General features: G+C 54.4%; 25 protein-coding genes. 5 read left to right on the top strand and 20 right to left on the bottom strand.

The genetic code is table 11. The features are described 5' to 3' along the window. The first annotated feature begins 89 nt into the window (after nucleotides 1-89). Nucleotides 90-1,265, top strand: a complete 1,176-nt coding sequence (locus KPHS_p300630; protein ID YP_005221011.1) for a tetracycline resistance protein — start codon at nucleotides 90-92, stop codon at nucleotides 1,263-1,265. A gap of 98 nt (nucleotides 1,266-1,363) precedes the next feature. Here the strand turns inward: KPHS_p300630 and KPHS_p300610 are convergent, their stop codons facing one another. After that, nucleotides 1,364-1,642 carry a hypothetical protein gene (locus tag KPHS_p300610; protein ID YP_005221010.1) on the bottom strand — a complete coding sequence of 93 codons (279 nt, stop codon included), beginning with the start codon at nucleotides 1,640-1,642 and terminating at the stop codon, nucleotides 1,364-1,366. Here KPHS_p300610 and KPHS_p300620 point away from each other — a divergent pair. Then, entirely contained in the window at nucleotides 1,598-2,077 is a 480-nt protein-coding gene (locus KPHS_p300620) for a putative LysR-type transcriptional regulator (protein YP_005221009.1), read from the top strand. The genes KPHS_p300610 and KPHS_p300620 overlap by 45 nt on opposite strands. 91 nt (nucleotides 2,078-2,168) lie before the next feature. On the opposite strand, the gene KPHS_p300600 is transcribed toward KPHS_p300620, so the two are convergent. Beyond that, a complete protein-coding gene (locus tag KPHS_p300600) occupies nucleotides 2,169-3,014 on the bottom strand; it encodes a transposase (protein YP_005221008.1) in 846 nt (281 codons plus the stop codon). Continuing rightward, the gene (locus KPHS_p300580) at nucleotides 3,011-3,664 is read right to left on the bottom strand and encodes an ISCR15b transposase (RefSeq protein ID YP_005221007.1); all 654 of its coding nucleotides are present in this window, start codon (nucleotides 3,662-3,664) and stop codon (nucleotides 3,011-3,013) included. Before KPHS_p300580 ends, KPHS_p300600 begins: the two co-directional genes overlap by 4 nt. Here KPHS_p300580 and KPHS_p300590 point away from each other — a divergent pair. Next, entirely contained in the window at nucleotides 3,616-3,774 is a 159-nt protein-coding gene (locus KPHS_p300590; RefSeq protein ID YP_005221006.1) for a hypothetical protein, read from the top strand. The two genes, KPHS_p300580 and KPHS_p300590, sit on opposite strands and share 49 nt — an antisense overlap. A gap of 154 nt (nucleotides 3,775-3,928) precedes the next feature. On the opposite strand, the gene KPHS_p300570 is transcribed toward KPHS_p300590, so the two are convergent. Further along, complete coding sequence (locus KPHS_p300570) at nucleotides 3,929-4,306, bottom strand: GroEL-like/integrase protein (RefSeq protein YP_005221005.1); 378 nt, start codon at nucleotides 4,304-4,306, stop codon at nucleotides 3,929-3,931. Nucleotides 4,307-4,341: 35 nt separating this feature from the next. On the opposite strand from KPHS_p300570, the gene KPHS_p300560 reads away from it, so the two are divergent. Continuing rightward, nucleotides 4,342-4,890, top strand: a complete 549-nt coding sequence (locus tag KPHS_p300560; RefSeq protein YP_005221004.1) for a putative Na(+)/H(+) antiporter — start codon at nucleotides 4,342-4,344, stop codon at nucleotides 4,888-4,890. Between the two features lie 80 nt (nucleotides 4,891-4,970). Here KPHS_p300560 and KPHS_p300550 read toward each other — a convergent pair whose 3' ends face one another. The 5 genes from KPHS_p300550 to KPHS_p300510 form a co-directional block, all read right to left on the bottom strand. Next, complete coding sequence (locus tag KPHS_p300550) at nucleotides 4,971-5,726, bottom strand: RmtB (protein YP_005221003.1); 756 nt, start codon at nucleotides 5,724-5,726, stop codon at nucleotides 4,971-4,973. Between the two features lie 169 nt (nucleotides 5,727-5,895). Next, the gene (locus KPHS_p300540; RefSeq protein ID YP_005221002.1) at nucleotides 5,896-6,756 is read right to left on the bottom strand and encodes a beta-lactamase; all 861 of its coding nucleotides are present in this window, start codon (nucleotides 6,754-6,756) and stop codon (nucleotides 5,896-5,898) included. 182 nt (nucleotides 6,757-6,938) lie between these two features. Then, nucleotides 6,939-7,496 carry a hypothetical protein gene (locus KPHS_p300530; RefSeq protein YP_005221001.1) on the bottom strand — a complete coding sequence of 186 codons (558 nt, stop codon included), beginning with the start codon at nucleotides 7,494-7,496 and terminating at the stop codon, nucleotides 6,939-6,941. Between the two features lie 304 nt (nucleotides 7,497-7,800). After that, nucleotides 7,801-8,505, bottom strand: a complete 705-nt coding sequence (locus tag KPHS_p300520; protein YP_005221000.1) for a putative transposase — start codon at nucleotides 8,503-8,505, stop codon at nucleotides 7,801-7,803. 46 nt (nucleotides 8,506-8,551) lie between these two features. Beyond that, nucleotides 8,552-8,749: an ArsR family transcriptional regulator gene (locus tag KPHS_p300510; RefSeq protein ID YP_005220999.1), complete on the bottom strand. Its 198-nt coding sequence runs from the start codon at nucleotides 8,747-8,749 to the stop codon at nucleotides 8,552-8,554. Nucleotides 8,750-9,174: 425 nt separating this feature from the next. On the opposite strand from KPHS_p300510, the gene KPHS_p300500 reads away from it, so the two are divergent. Next, complete coding sequence (locus KPHS_p300500; RefSeq protein ID YP_005220998.1) at nucleotides 9,175-9,303, top strand: Fip; 129 nt, start codon at nucleotides 9,175-9,177, stop codon at nucleotides 9,301-9,303. A 173-nt stretch (nucleotides 9,304-9,476) separates the two neighbouring features. Here the strand turns inward: KPHS_p300500 and KPHS_p300490 are convergent, their stop codons facing one another. Genes KPHS_p300490 through KPHS_p300390 form a run of 11 tightly spaced genes read right to left on the bottom strand, consistent with a single transcriptional unit; the run spans nucleotide 9,477 to nucleotide 16,383 of the window. Next, on the bottom strand, nucleotides 9,477-10,010 hold the full coding sequence (locus tag KPHS_p300490) for an endonuclease (RefSeq protein YP_005220997.1): 534 nt from the start codon (nucleotides 10,008-10,010) through the stop codon (nucleotides 9,477-9,479). Next, nucleotides 10,010-11,005 (bottom strand): protein TraG, encoded by a 996-nt coding sequence (locus tag KPHS_p300480; RefSeq protein YP_005220996.1) that lies wholly within the window; start codon nucleotides 11,003-11,005, stop codon nucleotides 10,010-10,012. Before KPHS_p300480 ends, KPHS_p300490 begins: the two co-directional genes overlap by 1 nt. 41 nt (nucleotides 11,006-11,046) lie before the next feature. Continuing rightward, a complete protein-coding gene (locus KPHS_p300470) occupies nucleotides 11,047-12,207 on the bottom strand; it encodes a protein TraF (protein YP_005220995.1) in 1,161 nt (386 codons plus the stop codon). Continuing rightward, on the bottom strand, nucleotides 12,207-13,091 hold the full coding sequence (locus KPHS_p300460; protein YP_005220994.1) for a TraO: 885 nt from the start codon (nucleotides 13,089-13,091) through the stop codon (nucleotides 12,207-12,209). The genes KPHS_p300470 and KPHS_p300460 overlap by 1 nt, the downstream gene beginning before the upstream one ends. Before the next feature lie 10 nt (nucleotides 13,092-13,101). Beyond that, nucleotides 13,102-13,404: a protein TraE gene (locus tag KPHS_p300450; RefSeq protein YP_005220993.1), complete on the bottom strand. Its 303-nt coding sequence runs from the start codon at nucleotides 13,402-13,404 to the stop codon at nucleotides 13,102-13,104. Beyond that, nucleotides 13,358-13,846: a hypothetical protein gene (locus tag KPHS_p300440; RefSeq protein YP_005220992.1), complete on the bottom strand. Its 489-nt coding sequence runs from the start codon at nucleotides 13,844-13,846 to the stop codon at nucleotides 13,358-13,360. The genes KPHS_p300450 and KPHS_p300440 overlap by 47 nt, the downstream gene beginning before the upstream one ends. Nucleotides 13,847-13,857: 11 nt before the next feature. Beyond that, entirely contained in the window at nucleotides 13,858-14,421 is a 564-nt protein-coding gene (locus tag KPHS_p300430; protein ID YP_005220991.1) for a hypothetical protein, read from the bottom strand. Beyond that, the gene (locus tag KPHS_p300420) at nucleotides 14,414-14,842 is read right to left on the bottom strand and encodes a hypothetical protein (RefSeq protein YP_005220990.1); all 429 of its coding nucleotides are present in this window, start codon (nucleotides 14,840-14,842) and stop codon (nucleotides 14,414-14,416) included. Before KPHS_p300420 ends, KPHS_p300430 begins: the two co-directional genes overlap by 8 nt. Beyond that, entirely contained in the window at nucleotides 14,839-15,186 is a 348-nt protein-coding gene (locus KPHS_p300410) for a hypothetical protein (RefSeq protein ID YP_005220989.1), read from the bottom strand. Before KPHS_p300410 ends, KPHS_p300420 begins: the two co-directional genes overlap by 4 nt. Before the next feature lie 11 nt (nucleotides 15,187-15,197). After that, nucleotides 15,198-15,869, bottom strand: coding sequence for a hypothetical protein (locus KPHS_p300400; RefSeq protein YP_005220988.1), 672 nt, complete (start codon nucleotides 15,867-15,869; stop codon nucleotides 15,198-15,200). After that, nucleotides 15,850-16,383, bottom strand: coding sequence for a hypothetical protein (locus KPHS_p300390; RefSeq protein ID YP_005220987.1), 534 nt, complete (start codon nucleotides 16,381-16,383; stop codon nucleotides 15,850-15,852). Before KPHS_p300390 ends, KPHS_p300400 begins: the two co-directional genes overlap by 20 nt. Between the last annotated feature and the right edge of the window lie 2 nt (nucleotides 16,384-16,385).

Raw genomic sequence — 16,385 nt, 5'->3', positions numbered from 1 at the left:
CAGTGCTTGACAATTTATCACCGATAAGTTATATGTCCATCTCCTTATCGTTGATAAAGTCGCTCCATTGAGCGGCGCTGGAGTTTCAGGTGCGCAGCTCTGCCATCATTGCCCTGCTGATCGTGGGTCTTGACGCCATGGGTCTCGGCCTCATCATGCCCGTCCTTCCGACGCTTCTGCGTGAGCTTGTGCCAGCAGAGCAGGTCGCTGGACACTATGGTGCCTTGCTGTCGCTCTATGCATTGATGCAGGTCGTCTTCGCGCCCATGCTTGGACAGCTTTCGGATTCTTACGGTCGGCGTCCGGTACTTCTGGCTTCTCTTGCAGGAGCCGCAGTCGATTACACGATTATGGCATCAGCGCCGGTCTTATGGGTGCTCTATATCGGCCGACTCGTGTCCGGCGTCACGGGCGCAACCGGAGCTGTAGCAGCCTCAACCATTGCCGATTCGACGGGGGAAGGTTCTCGCGCACGCTGGTTCGGCTACATGGGGGCCTGTTATGGGGCGGGCATGATTGCCGGGCCAGCACTTGGTGGCATGCTCGGTGGTATCTCTGCTCATGCCCCGTTTATCGCCGCCGCCCTTCTCAACGGGTTCGCGTTCCTGCTTGCCTGCATTTTCCTCAAGGAGACTCATCACAGCCATGGCGGGACCGGAAAGCCGGTTCGCATCAAACCATTCGTTCTGTTACGGCTGGATGATGCATTGCGCGGGCTAGGTGCGCTTTTCGCAGTTTTCTTCATTATTCAACTGATCGGCCAAGTGCCTGCAGCCCTATGGGTCATATATGGCGAGGACCGTTTTCAGTGGAACACCGCGACCGTTGGTTTGTCGCTCGCGGCGTTTGGGGCAACACATGCGATCTTCCAAGCGTTTGTTACCGGCCCGCTTTCAAGCCGGCTTGGAGAGCGGCGCACGCTGCTGTTTGGCATGGCTGCGGATGCGACTGGCTTCGTTCTTCTGGCTTTTGCCACGCAGGGATGGATGGTGTTCCCGATTCTGTTGCTGCTTGCCGCCGGGGGTGTTGGCATGCCGGCCTTGCAGGCAATGCTCTCAAACAATGTCAGCAGTAACAAGCAAGGGGCTTTGCAAGGAACGCTAACGAGCCTCACCAATCTAAGCTCTATCGCAGGACCGCTTGGCTTCACAGCACTCTATTCTGCCACCGCCGGGGCATGGAACGGTTGGGTTTGGATTGTCGGCGCGATCCTCTATTTAATATGTCTGCCAATACTACGCAGACCATTCGCAACTTCATTGTGATTTAGTCATGGCGATTTGGCATGCGTAGACTTAGGAGAAATGACGGATTAAATCTGTTGAGCAATCATCTCCTTTCGGGGCGAGTGCCAATGATGACCTTAGTTCACACTCTCGCTGTCGCCGAATATCTCAACTTCCGTCACGCCGCCAACGCGCTCGGCGTTGCACAGTCCAGCGTCAGCGCCCGCGTGAAGGCACTGGAAGAAGACCTCGGCATCCTCTTGTTCGAGCGTCATGCGCGCGGCGTTCGGCTGACCGAGGCCGGACGCCATTTCGTCGAGCGGATAGCCGTAGGTATTGACCAACTCGACCATGCGGTGAAAACCGCCGGCATGGCGGCAGCCGGAGAAAGCGGCCGGCTTCGTATCGGTATCCATGCCCTGATTCCGCATAGCTTCCTCGCAAAGCTGATCGGCCAATACCGCAAGGATTACCCCGATGTTGAAGTCGAGATCGCCGAAGGCCCGGCCCGTGAAGCGGTGGTGCAGCTTCGCGCCGGCAGGTTGGACGTGGCGTTCGTCGCGGGCACGCCCCAACCACCCGACTGCCATTCCCGTCGCACATGGACCGAACCGCTCTTGGCGGTGCTACCGGAACGGCATCCGCTCGCCAAGCGGTCAGCCGTCACATGGCCCGATTTGGCAGGCGAGACGTTCCTTGCGTATAGGAAGTTCAAACGCCCTTTTCGGGCAGTCTGCTGGGTAGGCGGCGGTCGCGCAAGCCCCGTTTTGGGCACGGATCGGACGTCTGTGAGTGGGATTTCGGCATCGCGGGGCCACGCAGCGGCGTTGTCAGCAGCCATGCTTCGCTGATTCCCGACAGCGGGCCGAGCGCCGCCCTGCGGATCGTGGCCGCATCGGCTCGGATTCCGGTTTCGCCGTCGGCTGTGCAGCCGGCAGATCGTCACGCGGCTTGCACTGGCGGCGCGCGCGCTGCGGGCCTGTAGTGCGCTTCTTCCCGCGCGCCGTGCTTCTCGAAGTGGGCGAGGATGGCGCGGATGGCGGTGGGTTCCTCGATGCTGGCGACGATCCGCACGGTGCCACCGCAGTGGACGCAGGCGGTGACGTCGATGGAAAAGACCCGCTTGAGCCGTTGCGCCCAGCTCATCGCACGGCGCTTCTCCTCGGGGCTGCGCGGCGCGTCGTGGGCGCTGACGTCCACTGGCGCCGCATCGCCCGCAGGCCGCTTGCCGCGCCCCGAGGGCGTCAGCTGCGCACGCAGGTTTGCATTCGGGGCGAATACGCCGTGGAAGCGGGTGAGATGCGCGCGAGGTGGCGGGACCAGCGCCGCCAGCTTGGCGATGAAATCCACCGGATCCCATTCCACATGCGTGGTGCCATTGCGCCACGGGGTCTTGAGCTGGTAACGCACCCTGCCCTGGAGCGCTATCGACAGCCGCTTCTCGCTGATCGCCGGGCGCGTGATGTAGCGGCACAGCTTTTCCCGCTTGTGGCTTTCGTGTGCTTCGGCCGCCACGCCGGCATGCAGTGAGAAGCCGCCGACCTTGCCGGCTTCGCCCTCCAGCGAACCGGCGTCACCGGGCAGCGTTTGCAGCGTGACGACCTTGCAGCCAGCGTCGCGGCCGGTGGCGATGCGGTAGGTGATCGAACTCATCCGCAGCCCATCCATGCTGTCGTCGCCTGCAGCGCTGTCTGCCAGGAAGGCCGATTCGCCCTCCCCTTCGAGCCAGCCTTTGCGCGTCAGGTGCCGACACACCCGGTGCGCGATGGTAGCTGCCAGCTGGGTCAACTGCGCGGTGGTGGGCGCACGGGGCGCGGTGCAGGCGCAGTTCGCGCCGCGGCAGCTCGGTGGCTTCCACGTACACGCCGTCGAGCCACAGCATGTGGAAGTGGATGTTCAGGTTCAGCGCGCTGCCGAAACGCTGGATCAGCGTCACCGCGCCGCACTGGGCGCTGGCGCGGTCGATGCCGGCTTGATCGGCCAACCAGCCGGCGATCACGCGCTGCACGATGCCCAGCACCGGGCCAATGGCTTCTGGCTTGCTGGCGAACAGGAAACGCAAGGGGTACGGAAAGCTCAGCACCCATTGCCGCACAGGCCGCGGGCCGAACACCTCCTCGACCAGGTGCCGCGCACTCTCGGCCATGCGTCGCGCGCCGCAACTCGGGCAGAACCCGCGCTTCTTGCAGGAGAAGGCCACCAGCCTCTCTGCACGGCAGTGCTCGCACACCACCCGCAGGAAGCCGTGCTCGAGTACGCCGCAACGCAGGTAGGCATCGAACGCCTCGCGGACATACCCGGGCAGCGAGCGGCCCTCCGCTTCGATCCGTGCAATGAAGTCCGGGTAGTGCGCCTCTACCAACGCGTACAGCAGCGTGCGCTCGGGCGCGTGGCGCGCGTACCGCGAACCGGTGTGGGCGGACGGCAGTGGCGCGCATCCCGCGGCTTGCCGCCGGGATGTGGCGAGGCGCGGCACGCAGCGCTCCGGTGCGGGGACGGCTGCTCAGTGTTGCGCCTGTGTTCGCACGTTCGTATCGGTGCGTTCTGATCTTCGCGTCAGACATTGCCGCGGCGCGGGCACAACAAAAAGCCCGGCATCGCTGCCGGGCTCCGGCCCCGTCCTTGGGGCCTTGATGTCGGGTCGTTGCCGGGATCGGACCGCGCTGGCGCGGTCCGGTTCCCTGACGACCGGGCCAACCGGATCAGAAATCCATGCCGCCCATGCCGCCCATACCGCCAGCACCCGGCATGGCCGGCTCTTCCTTCTTCGGCACTTCGGCCACGACCACTTCGGTCGTGATCGCAAGGCCGGCGACGGAAGCGGCGTGCTGCAGGGCCGAGCGGGTCACCTTGGTCGGGTCCAGGATGCCCATGGCGATCATGTCGCCGAACTCGCCGGTGGCGGCGTTGTAGCCGTAGCTGCCTTCGCCGGCCTTGACGTTGGCCACGATCACGCTCGGTTCTTCACCGGCGTTGGCCACGATGGCGCGCAGCGGGGCTTCCAGCGCACGGCGGGTGATGGCGATGCCCAGGTTCTGGTCTTCGTTGATGCCCTGCCAGGGCAGATCCGTGCACAGCACCTTGCCGGCCGGCAGCCCTTTTTAAGCGGGTACATATGCGTGATACGATCAAGGTGCTCCTGCTGCTGGGCGCATCCTTTGCGCTGGTTGCGTTGGAGAAAACCCTGGGCGAAAGGGCGCTATTTTCCGGATTGCTGGCGGTGATGGGGATGGGCGTCACCCTTTTAAAAACCAACGCCCCGGTTGCAAAGCGTATATCCGGCAAATTTTCAAAGCTTTGGGTGGCGGCAGAAATCTGGCTGTTTGTGCTGGTGGGTGCAACGGTCAACATCCGTTACCTTTTCTCCGCCGGGCTAAGCGGCATGCTGCTGATCACAGCTGCGCTGCTGTTTCGCATGCTGGGCGTGTGGATGAGTACGCTGGGTACAGACCTATCCCGGAAGGAGCGCCTGTTCTGCATGATTGCCTATCTGCCCAAGGCAACGGTGCAGGCTGCAATCGGCGCTATTCCGCTGGCGATGGGGCTTGGCAGTGGGGAAACCATACTTGCGGTGGCGGTTCTTGCCATTATACTTACAGCGCCGCTGGGGGCGTTGGGCATCGAGCTGAGCTATAAAAGGCTGCTTCAAAAACAGCAGTCGTAGTGTGCTTGTTCGATAGAACAAAAGAGGAACGAAAAATATTTTTCGTTCCTCTTTTTTAGATGATTTGCCTTCTGATTGGCTTATCCATTCTTTTTTATCAAGTATATAAGTTCTGTTCCGATGGTCTTTTTATCCTCAATCTCAAACTCGGCGGGCAAGCCGCCCTCGAACCATGCGGCGTAGTTCGCCTCCATGCCTTTTCCACGCCCGCCTAAACTACGCGTGGGAAAGCTGACAGCCATGCGCGGGGTATTGAGGGATTGTAAAAGTGCCATGGCAGAACCGGCCTGCTCCCGCTCCAGCAGGGGCAAAAGCTTAAAAATCAGCGCCAGGTCGCCGGCTTCGGCGGGCGGCGCACACAGCACATCCTGCAGGGCAAAGGTAAAATCCCAATCTTTTTCCCTAGCAAAGGGGGTGATGACATCCCCCAATCCCTGGTGGATATCACAGCCCCACACGGATGCAATGCCGCGCTCGTATAGCGCCAAGGGGTTAAGACCGCAGGCGATATCCAGCACGCGGCGGGGAGTTTCGGCTGAAAAGATAAAATCGTACAGGGTATCCAGCTCGGCCAGTCGCTCCTTGGTGGAGGCATGCAGCGACAATGCCTTTTTTACATCGCCCGCAGAAAGCGCGGCGGCAGCAGCCTTGAGCGATTCCGGGGTGACATATGCCCCGCAAATTCCATGCAGCCGGGTGCGTGCAGCCTCTACGGTCTGTTTGGGGGATTTATGCCGCCCCCATTCCTCAGTCAGGATGCGCCGCACGGTATCCGGGCAAAGGGCGCGGTATTTTTTTGAGGCCAGGATGGAGGTGAGGGCATCGTTGATGTTCATCGGTGTCTCCTAAATCGTTTTCGGGGTCTGACGCTCAGTGGAACGAAAACTCACGTTAAGGGATTTTGGTCATGAGATTATCAAAAAGGATCTTCACCTAGATCCTTTTAAATTAAAAATGAAGTTTTAAATCAATCTAAAGTATATATGAGTAAACTTGGTCTGACAGTTACCAATGCTTAATCAGTGAGGCACCTATCTCAGCGATCTGTCTATTTCGTTCATCCATAGTTGCCTGACTCCCCGTCGTGTAGATAACTACGATACGGGAGGGCTTACCATCTGGCCCCAGTGCTGCAATGATACCGCGAGACCCACGCTCACCGGCTCCAGATTTATCAGCAATAAACCAGCCAGCCGGAAGGGCCGAGCGCAGAAGTGGTCCTGCAACTTTATCCGCCTCCATCCAGTCTATTAATTGTTGCCGGGAAGCTAGAGTAAGTAGTTCGCCAGTTAATAGTTTGCGCAACGTTGTTGCCATTGCTGCAGGCATCGTGGTGTCACGCTCGTCGTTTGGTATGGCTTCATTCAGCTCCGGTTCCCAACGATCAAGGCGAGTTACATGATCCCCCATGTTGTGCAAAAAAGCGGTTAGCTCCTTCGGTCCTCCGATCGTTGTCAGAAGTAAGTTGGCCGCAGTGTTATCACTCATGGTTATGGCAGCACTGCATAATTCTCTTACTGTCATGCCATCCGTAAGATGCTTTTCTGTGACTGGTGAGTACTCAACCAAGTCATTCTGAGAATAGTGTATGCGGCGACCGAGTTGCTCTTGCCCGGCGTCAACACGGGATAATACCGCACCACATAGCAGAACTTTAAAAGTGCTCATCATTGGAAAACGTTCTTCGGGGCGAAAACTCTCAAGGATCTTACCGCTGTTGAGATCCAGTTCGATGTAACCCACTCGTGCACCCAACTGATCTTCAGCATCTTTTACTTTCACCAGCGTTTCTGGGTGAGCAAAAACAGGAAGGCAAAATGCCGCAAAAAAGGGAATAAGGGCGACACGAAAATGTTGAATACTCATACTCTTCCTTTTTCAATATTATTGAAGCATTTACCAGGGTTATTGTATCATGAGCGGATACATATTTGAATGTATTTAGAAAAATAAACAAATAGGGGTTCCGCGCACATTTCCCCGAAAAGTGCCACCTGACGTCTAAGAAACCATTATTATCATGACATTAACCTATAAAAATAGGCGTATCACGAGGCCCTTTCGTCTTCAAGAATTTTATAAACCGTGGAGCGGGCAATACTGAGCTGATGAGCAATTTCCGTTGCACCAGTGCCCTTCTGATGAAGCGTCAGCACGACGTTCCTGTCCACGGTACGCCTGCGGCCAAATTTGATTCCTTTCAGCTTTGCTTCCTGTCGGCCCTCATTCGTGCGCTCTAGGATCCTCCGGCGTTCAGCCTGTGCCACAGCCGACAGGATGGTGACCACCATTTGCCCCATATCACCGTCGGTACTGATCCCGTCATCAATGAACCGGACTGCCACGCCCTGAGCATCAAATTCCTTTATCAGTTGGATCATATCGGCAGTGTCGCGGCCAAGACGGTCGAGCTTCTTAACCAGAATGACATCACCTTCCTCCACCTTCATCCTCAGCAAATCCAGCCCTTCCCGGTCTGTTGAACTGCCGGATGCCTTATCGGTAAATATACGGTTTGCTTTCACACCTGCGTCTTTGAGTGCTCTGACCTGAAGATCAAGAGACTGCTGACTGGTTGAGACCCGAGCGTAACCAAAAAGTCGCATAAAAATGTACCTTAAATCGAATATCGGACAACTCATGTCTATTATTACAAATTTACGATTTAATAGACATATTAATGTAACAGTTTTACGATGTCCGATAATTTATAACATTTCGTACGGTTGGAAAAATGTTACTAAATGCCCGTCAGGCAGGGAGGCCGATATGCCCGTTGACTTTCTGACCACTGAGCAGACTGAAAGCTATGGCAGATTCACCGGTGAACCGGATGAGCTTCAGCTGGCACGATATTTGGCACTGTTGCAAAGTTAGCGATGAGGCAGCCTTTTGTCTTATTCAAAGGCCTTACATTTCAAAAACTCTGCTTACCAGGCGCATTTCGCCCAGGGGATCACCATAATAAAATGCTGAGGCCTGGCCTTTGCGTAGTGCACGCATCACCTCAATACCTTTGATGGTGGCGTAAGCCGTCTTCATGGATTTAAATCCCAGCGTGGCGCCGATTATCCGTTTCAGTTTGCCATGATCGCATTCAATCACGTTGTTCCGGTACTTAATCTGTCGGTGTTCAACGTCAGACGGGCACCGGCCTTCGCGTTTGAGCAGAGCAAGCGCGCGACCATAGGCGGGCGCTTTATCCGTGTTGATGAATCGCGGGATCTGCCACTTCTTCACGTTGTTGAGGATTTTACCCAGAAACCGGTATGCAGCTTTGCTGTTACGACGGGAGGAGAGATAAAAATCGACAGTGCGGCCCCGGCTGTCGACGGCCCGGTACAGATACGCCCAGCGGCCATTGACCTTCACGTAGGTTTCATCCATGTGCCACGGGCAAAGATCGGAAGGGTTACGCCAGTACCAGCGCAGCCGTTTTTCCATTTCAGGCGCATAACGCTGAACCCAGCGGTAAATCGTGGAGTGATCGACATTCACTCCGCGTTCAGCCAGCATCTCCTGCAGCTCACGGTAACTGATGCCGTATTTGCAGTACCAGCGTACGGCCCACAGAATGATGTCACGCTGAAAATGCCGGCCTTTGAATGGGTTCATGTGCAGCTCCATCAGCAAAAGGGGATGATAAGTTTATCACCACCGACTATTTGCAACAGTGCCGTCCAGCGGATATCAGCGCTGAAAGATGATGGCTGAGCGTGGAGGCAGGAATCTCAAGGTGCTTCTGCAGTTCGCCAACCGGCAGGCCTTCATGACCCGCCCTGACCAGCTCCCGGTATATGCTGAGACGTGTCGGGTGGCCCAGTTCTCGAAGTGCGTTTGCAGCAGTGTTTAAATCCATAATACCTCCTTTATCTATATTTCCAGAATAATAGAAATATAGCCTGCGTCAATCGTTTCTGCCGTGAGGGTACCGCTTTCCCAATCATGCTCTGTCCGCCAGGTTATGGGGGGCAGAGCCAGAGCACTACCGAAATCCTTGCGAATACCCGTGCAGGGAATAATTTCCGCCCCCTTTATGGCCGGAAAAAAAACTGATAAACGTCGCCTTTTCAGAAGGTTGCTTTCTTAACGTGGTTTTTCGCATGGTTGGACCTCAGACCCCATATAGGCAGCGCTAAGGGCAATCCGTGGGTACAGGATATTAACCACCGCGTTACTTTGTGGTTGCCCTGGCGGATAGGCTTTGTACGAGGAGGGAACCATTCTATTGCCAGCGGCGTTCTGGCCGGTGAGGGTGAGGTAATACCCGATACGGTTTATGATATGCGGTATTTGCTCGATATTGTCAGCACTGACGGGTATTACTGGTACATGAGCGGGAAGATCTGCGAGAGAGTCAGTGACTACCGTACAGCCGCCTTTTTTGAAATAGGCCGCCTGCTTACACTGTGATTCCTTCAAAATATCTCAACGAAATTTCCCGACACCTGTTTAAGCTATCTTGCTGATATTTCTGTTTTTCGATTTTTGCCGGCGCGATGCCGGCGACGTTGGCCAGCTGCCCCGTGCGCGATACTGAGATCAGTTTCTTTGAACAAAAAAAACCGCCTTTCGGCGGTCAGTATTCAGTAGCTGGAACGGTAGTCTCTCCCCCGATTCCAGCGGTCTTGCCAGTGTTCGAGGAATGATTCAGCGAGCTTAGGCATGTTCCAGATCACCACCGCATTCTCCGAGTTTTTCGTTTCGGCCGCTTTGGTGAAATTAAAGCTGCCAGTTTCAACGGTCACATTATCCACGATGATCACCTTGTCATGCTGGATAGGGAAATCACTGTCAGTACGCAAAGGGATGCCGCTGTTCGCTATGTAGTTCATGGCCGCAATGCTGGCGCGCCCCGTATTGCCCCTTTCATCAATTACGATTTTCACATCAACTCCCCGTTTTTTGGCTGCTACCAGTGCCTTCATAATATCCGGGGCGGTAAAAGAATAAGCCATCATCCGTATCGAGGTTTTTGCGGAGTCAATGGCGCTCAGGACGAGAACGCGGGCGCTTCCTTCAGGCGAGTAGCCAACCTGAACGGATGGTTCCACCGCAAAGGCGGGCAGGGCGGCTGTCGTAAATGCTGCGGCCAGAAGCCAGGTTGCTAAGTTTTTCATTACAGGCTCCCGTTCACACACTGCATTTTATATTCAGGGTCAAAATAAATTTCTTTGATTTTCCGCTTTTCCATATGCACCACAACGTCAATGGTGGAGTAGAGCATTCGCATAATATCGCTCATATCGAGCATACGGCCGATAGGGGTCGCTTTGATAAGCAGCCCAATACGGTTAAAGGCATCGCGCGCAGAGTTAGCGTGCGTTGACATAACACCGCCTGGATGGCCGGTATTAAGTGCTTTAAGATAATCCCACGCAGCATCATCCCTAAGCTCAGTCATGATGATACGGCCCGGTGTCAGACGCATACAGGCTCGCAGGGCATCAGTGGCGCTGACGCGGCCGATCTTTCCTGCATCGCCGTACATCATATAAACGGCTTCTACAACGTGATCGACCGTGACTTCGTGAACGTCCTCTAAAATAATTACACGCTCGTCTTTATGTAGCGATTTTAACAGCGCGCGCGTGAGTACCGTTTTCCCCGACCCGGTTTCACCGCAGATCACGATAGTGCGTTTCTTCTCAACGGCGGTTTGCAGGAATGCGGGCCATTTTTCGCTGCTGTGCAGCTCTTTAAGGAAAAAATCATCATCCGTTAGGCTTTGCTTGCTGCCGGTAATCTTCCGGCAGTCACTGAAAATCCCCTCGCTGGTCAGCTGCTCCAGATTTTTATCGGCCGCCAAATCCTTACGAAACGCTACGGCCGTTGTACCGTCAATCACCGCAGGGGGCAGACAGATAACGCCCCTGATCCCGCCAGGCAGGATCACGTCATTAATGGCCTGCATGGTCAGCTTGTTGCTGCTCACCAACGATTTAGCAAGGTTCCTAATAAAATCTGCCGTAATTGCCGCGTTCTGCACAACCCTGCGGCCGCTGAACGTATCACAGATAACTTCCTGAAAGCAGTTAATGCGAATTTCAAAAACAGTAGGATCTTCTAAATACTCGCGCAGTGGGCCAAGTTGATAGAAAGCTGCATCAGTCATGATTACTCCTGAAGAAAAGCGGGCGCTAAGCGCCCACTTTTTTAGTTGTCTGCGAGCGTATAAACGCCGCTGAAATCGAGGTCGCGGGCAACAAAAATGCTCACCGCATCACCCTGCTGATCGTAGAGGGTAGGGGGGATAGACATGTAAGAGCGAAGTGCTTCAGACGCCAGCTGCTCACCGCTGTTTTCTGTGCTGTTGTACTGAATGTTATTACTCTGCGTCTGGTTAACCAGCGCCGTTAAGGTGTCAGAGAACAACGAAATCATGATCGCACCACGCAGACGCTCCCACATATGGGTATCCACCTGGCCCGGAATCCCCGCGCTGCCGAGTGAGTTCGTTCCGGCACTGTCAATATTAACGATTGTCCCGTCCTGGTCATTGCGGATACGCTCCCAGAGAACAAACACGCGCGCCTGGCCGTCTTTGATACCACCGGTAATCTGCCCGTCAACCCATGAGCCTTTATCAATCAGCCTAACGAGTCCATCAGCTGAGTAAACGTCCTGTGAAACCCGGCAGGAAACCTGACCCGGAACAGTGGTATCCAGCTCGGTGCCGGTACCACAGGGGATCATTTTGCCTTTCGGAACAGTCAGGCTGGGATTAGCCATGACTCCAGCGCGGCTAGCCTTCAGCCTTGCAGGAGTCAGGTTTTTAGCGAGTGCTGAACTACCTTCGCTTGTTTCGTTGTCCTGGGGCTGCACTCCGGGACTATTGCTTGTAGCCGCCTGATTAGTCTGGGCCAGCTCGCCGCCCAGACGACGCTGCATAGCCAGTTCTTCAGGCGAAGGTTCTTTACGCTTATTAGAGGTACGCGCGGCGGTATTGCTGCTGCCCGCATCTGCATCTGCCTGTGCGGCAGCCTGCACAGCACGGGCATCAGTGGCGCTATTCTGCGCAGTTGCAGGTTTATTAACATCAGGATCGCTGTTAAAGCTGTAGTTTGGCAGTGTATTGGCCTGTTGCGCTTTACCACCGTCTTTATCAGCTTCAGCTTTAGCCGGGGTGCGAATTTTACCCATGACCGTAATCCCGATGAATACCAAAGCAAGCAGCGCCATCAGTATGACAAAGGCTTTCATACCAGGAGCCGAACGGCGGTTACTGCCTTTAAATCCGCCACGCTCGCTTTCGAATTCACCGTCTCCGGTGTTTTCATCGAGTTCCTGATCTACATCGACACTTTTACGGGCCATCAGTTATCCTCCCCAATTTGAACCCTGCGCACATCCGGGGAAGCCGTGCCGGTTGCTACCGCACCGGCGCCCGGCGCGAAATTATTATTACGAACGCCAACGACTTTATCGCCCAGACGAATACGCCACTCTTTAGCGACGGTTTCCACCTCGATGATGTTGCGGTTCTCACCCACAACATGAGAGTTAGGCAGCGTTTCTTTGCCACTGGCCGAAATCATGTAGACCTGCGGTAACTCCGCATTGGCCGGAAACTCAAACCGGGTAAAGCGGTAGTTATCCCAGACGTGAACCGGCTGGATGCTGCGCATTTCAGGCTGTTCGCTCATTACGTACTGATAGTTCTTCGCCCCCGCAAAAGCCGTCTGCTTCAGCTTCTGCGTAATGCGTTTTTTATCAGCCGCGCTTTTGGCTTTTTCCTGCTGCTCAAACGGATATTCATAGGTCAGCTGAAGAACGGCCTGGCGCACAGCCCACGGCGTTTCAATAAAGGATTTTGATACCGTACCGTCTGCATTTTTCTTCGTTTCTTCACCGATGAAATGGAGGACGATGTTATAGGTGCGCTTATCGGTGACGATCACCAGGTTGGTATCACTCATGGCCTGTTTCGGCTTCACAAAAAAATGGTTCATTTTGTGCGCAAACGTCCAGCTTTCAGAATCGCCAAAAGCATGAGTGATATAGGTTTCGTCAGGCGCGACAACAATGTGGGTAGCCACACCGGCGATAGCGTCAATTTTGACCACATTAACAGGGTTATAAACAACGCTTTTAATGCGATAGTCATAAGGAGAATTGCGGCCAACCTCAAGCGCCATAACGTTAGTGGCCGCGCCTCCCAGGACTGACAAAACGACTGCTGAAAGAAGTAGTTTTTTCATGGGGCAGCCCTCAGTTAACTTCAGGGTTGACGCGATAACTCGTCACGCGGAAACCCAGCGGGTTGACATAACGCTGCTCAGCATTCATCGCCAGCGATTTATATTCATACCCCATAATGGCAATCCAGCGCTGCGGCTGATCATCAACGGGATTGCTGCGCACGCGGCGAACCGTAGTAAAGCGTATCGTTGCTACGCCGTGCGGTTTATCGAGGATCACAGAGTTAATCTTCACGCGGGTCGTTTCACTGTCGCCCAGAACCTTATCAAGACCGTTGCGGCCCTTGAACTTGCTCTGGTAAGACTCTGCCACGTTCGGCGTGGACATTAAGCCAACGGCCGTTATGCTCTCTAGTTGAACGACGGATCTCTTCCGAAACTCCACGCAAAAAACCAATTACATTGGCCCGGAATGTACGTCTCTTCTCCTCTATCTCAAGCAAGTAACTCAAGTAGAAGTAAAACGGTATCGAGACGAACAATGACAAAGGGAACCAGCCTTTTTCGCTGGCAGAAACAAAGAGTCTCGGCTCAAACATTTTCATGGCGAGGGTCGCCATTAGCACAGAGACAACTACTGGAGTCACCGCCATCAAAAATCGGGAATGAAGGTACGCCATCCAGACCCCAGCGACTAAAGCTGTTAGCGAGAGGAACATAGCAACAACCAACGGGCTCGCATCAATGGCGATTAGCCCTATCTGGACGATAATGACGAAGCAAAGAAGCAATATTCTGTATAAAAATGACCGCATTCCAACCCACCTCAATCCAAGATAATCTTGCGCTTATCTTTCTGAATTTCGATAGGCTGCTCCGGTTCACTCAGAACACCCTCTGACGCTTTCAGATCTTGAATACTTGGAAAGCCCTTCCCTGCTCCTGCTTTTCTTGGTCTCTGCTCTGTTACCTCAATCGCTATTTCATCCCCCTCCCGGAACTGCGGGTAACAACCAGCGCGGTTGGCATAGCGATTCAACGACATTTTGAGCAGCCGGTATTTCTTTGGGCAGGTTATTTGTACTGACGCATCAGAGCTGCAAGCTGCGTCAAGCCGCCGGAAAAATTCCTCCGGTATCCCCTTTACAAGGAGATCGCTCAACTCATCCATAGGCCTTGAGCCGGTTGGCATCGGATATGGCAACCTCCGGTATTCTCTGTAGATGTACCGCTTGATGACGATATGAAAGACGAATGCGGCAAAGCCCCACAAAGGGCCATTAAGGAGCCCCGCAACGATAAGTAGCACCGACGGGAAGGGAACCCCTACGAAACTCGGCAGGACTTTAATCTTTACCATCGGCGTTGACCGACGCACACTCTCACTCATTTGCTGACCCTTTACGTGCAACCTTGTACTGCACTTTCAGATCGTAACCATACACTTCCTGATGAAGGACTTTCACGGGGACACCTTCAACGGTCCCCAGGTACACGCTCAGCTCAACTTCCGGAACATCGTCCCTGAGACCCAGTACATTGCGCCACCCAGTCGATGTCTTCTGGCAGTGAGCGCCCACCCTGTCATGCCGGTAGTAAATGTCTTTGTTATCTCCTTGGCAGATGAAGAATCCACTAACCTGCCCCGTCCTTAACACCCACTTGCGGTTGTGGAAGGTAGCTTCTTTCTCCACCTCAGTGGACTTGTCTATAGCCACCGGGCTTACCACCAGCTCTTGTGCGGCCAAATCAGACACAAGGCCTATTACCAACGCGGATAACAGAGCGGCCATAGCCGCCCGTGTCATCATACTGCCGCCTCGTGAGTGGCATCGGCAAAGAATTTGCCTTGTTTGTAGATCTCGTCCTTCTCGAACGAGATAGCATCCGCACGACTGCTGAATGGGCCATAGCTTTTACCGTCGATCAGCACCTTCCACTGGCAACGCCAAACACGAGTCCATGCCGCAATCTTTGACTCGTCTGAACAAAGTCCGCGAATAACATAGAACGCAATCATTAGAATGCCGCTCGTCGGCACGATGCGCGAAACCCTTGTTTTACTGTATTCCTGCACTTCAAGGCCTTTGAAGGAAACCTCATCGGCAAACCCGCAGACCTCACCATTTTTGATTACGATGCGCTTTTTGCTCATAACCGACCCCACTAATCCAAAATAATTTTGCGCTTGCCTGGCTGTACTTCGATTGGCTCTTCCTTTTGCACCTTTGGTGCCGGAGCTGATGAGCTGACAACCACCGGTTCTCTTTCTGTGTTTTGTTGCTGGCGCTCACGGAGTTCATCCACTGAGGGAGGCTCATTGCTTGGTCGTTCAGCCCTTTCTGCACGTCGGGCTTCTCTTAACAACTCATCAATTTCGGAGTCGCTCCGGTTATTCATAAAAGCTCTATAGGCAAAGAAAATCAGCACCGGTACTATTGCCACCAAGAAGAAAGGAAATGAGCTTCCGCTATCTTCCACTGGCTTGGTACTGGCCGCGCCTGTATCGAATACGGTACGAATAACCGTTGGCGCGGTCATGATCATAATTGCAGGCATTATCCCCATCACAATTCCTGATGGGCTCTGCCTCATAATTCCACTAGCAACCCCAAACACCAGCATCAATCCCGCTATGACTTTGACGAAAGAGCTATCCATTAGACCGATCATGGAGTCACTTACCTCCTCGAACGGACTTTGAAACGCACTGGTATTGCGGTCAGTGTCTTGTGCAGCATTAATCTGCTTGGGAGGTTCACTCTTTGGTGCAGTCACTATGGATGACGCTGATTGTTGGCTGGCAGCCTTCTGCGTTTCACCATCCTGCTTGACCACCCCCAGATCCTGAGTTTTTGACGTGCGTTTGTGCTGGTGGTGCTAACTGGTATTTGACTGCCAGGTTGTTGCCGTGGACTTCAATGGTTTGCAGGGAGATGGGTTTACCTTCCAACTTGGTCAGAGCTTCTTGGAGCGGCAGCTCCTGAGCATCAGTCATACCGCCCATAAAGCCATTAAACCCGTCATCATGAATACGGCATCGCAGCCTTCCCGAATAGCTACGGTATTCACCTGGGCAAACAAAATAGCCGCCCTGAGGGCCATCCAGTTTGCGCCATTTATTGCTTTTGAAGGCCTCCACTTTGGTCACAACTGGCTGACCGTCATGGTAATCAATGACCGTTTTGCTCTCCGGGCCAGTGTCCTCTATCTTCTTGCTGCCTGAGTCATCTGAGAGCATTTGCCCCACCATAACGCCAGTCACAAAGTCACTGGCAAAGGCCGCAGGAGCTGCGACCATGAGACCAACCAGCAAAAGAAGGGGGACGCGCCCTGTCCTTCTCATCACCATTC

Source organism: Klebsiella pneumoniae subsp. pneumoniae HS11286 (genome assembly GCF_000240185.1).
Taxonomy (GTDB): domain Bacteria; phylum Pseudomonadota; class Gammaproteobacteria; order Enterobacterales; family Enterobacteriaceae; genus Klebsiella; species Klebsiella pneumoniae.
Note: the sequence above shows the minus strand (reverse complement) of the source record. Positions and strands in the feature narration are given on the sequence as shown.

What these genes read in the sequence shown, in the direction of transcription:
- KPHS_p300430 (YP_005220991.1), bottom strand. Translation starts at nt 14,421, where the DNA reads ATGAGTGAGAGTGTGCGTCGGTCAACGCCGATGGTAAAGATTAAAGTC.
- KPHS_p300560 (YP_005221004.1), top strand. Translation starts at nt 4,342, where the DNA reads ATGCGTGATACGATCAAGGTGCTCCTGCTGCTGGGCGCATCCTTTGCG.
- KPHS_p300620 (YP_005221009.1), top strand. Translation starts at nt 1,598, where the DNA reads ATGGCGGCAGCCGGAGAAAGCGGCCGGCTTCGTATCGGTATCCATGCC.
- KPHS_p300580 (YP_005221007.1), bottom strand. Translation starts at nt 3,664, where the DNA reads ATGCGCGCCACTGCCGTCCGCCCACACCGGTTCGCGGTACGCGCGCCA.
- KPHS_p300540 (YP_005221002.1), bottom strand. Translation starts at nt 6,756, where the DNA reads ATGAGTATTCAACATTTTCGTGTCGCCCTTATTCCCTTTTTTGCGGCA.
- KPHS_p300460 (YP_005220994.1), bottom strand. Translation starts at nt 13,091, where the DNA reads ATGAAAAAACTACTTCTTTCAGCAGTCGTTTTGTCAGTCCTGGGAGGC.
- KPHS_p300520 (YP_005221000.1), bottom strand. Translation starts at nt 8,505, where the DNA reads ATGAACCCATTCAAAGGCCGGCATTTTCAGCGTGACATCATTCTGTGG.
- KPHS_p300420 (YP_005220990.1), bottom strand. Translation starts at nt 14,842, where the DNA reads ATGATGACACGGGCGGCTATGGCCGCTCTGTTATCCGCGTTGGTAATA.
- KPHS_p300410 (YP_005220989.1), bottom strand. Translation starts at nt 15,186, where the DNA reads ATGAGCAAAAAGCGCATCGTAATCAAAAATGGTGAGGTCTGCGGGTTT.
- KPHS_p300490 (YP_005220997.1), bottom strand. Translation starts at nt 10,010, where the DNA reads ATGAAAAACTTAGCAACCTGGCTTCTGGCCGCAGCATTTACGACAGCC.
- KPHS_p300530 (YP_005221001.1), bottom strand. Translation starts at nt 7,496, where the DNA reads ATGCGACTTTTTGGTTACGCTCGGGTCTCAACCAGTCAGCAGTCTCTT.
- KPHS_p300480 (YP_005220996.1), bottom strand. Translation starts at nt 11,005, where the DNA reads ATGACTGATGCAGCTTTCTATCAACTTGGCCCACTGCGCGAGTATTTA.
- KPHS_p300610 (YP_005221010.1), bottom strand. Translation starts at nt 1,642, where the DNA reads ATGGATACCGATACGAAGCCGGCCGCTTTCTCCGGCTGCCGCCATGCC.
- KPHS_p300440 (YP_005220992.1), bottom strand. Translation starts at nt 13,846, where the DNA reads ATGCGGTCATTTTTATACAGAATATTGCTTCTTTGCTTCGTCATTATC.
- KPHS_p300470 (YP_005220995.1), bottom strand. Translation starts at nt 12,207, where the DNA reads ATGGCCCGTAAAAGTGTCGATGTAGATCAGGAACTCGATGAAAACACC.
- KPHS_p300550 (YP_005221003.1), bottom strand. Translation starts at nt 5,726, where the DNA reads ATGAACATCAACGATGCCCTCACCTCCATCCTGGCCTCAAAAAAATAC.
- KPHS_p300500 (YP_005220998.1), top strand. Translation starts at nt 9,175, where the DNA reads ATGCGGTATTTGCTCGATATTGTCAGCACTGACGGGTATTACTGGTAC.
- KPHS_p300390 (YP_005220987.1), bottom strand. Translation starts at nt 16,383, where the DNA reads ATGGTGATGAGAAGGACAGGGCGCGTCCCCCTTCTTTTGCTGGTTGGT.
- KPHS_p300510 (YP_005220999.1), bottom strand. Translation starts at nt 8,749, where the DNA reads ATGGATTTAAACACTGCTGCAAACGCACTTCGAGAACTGGGCCACCCG.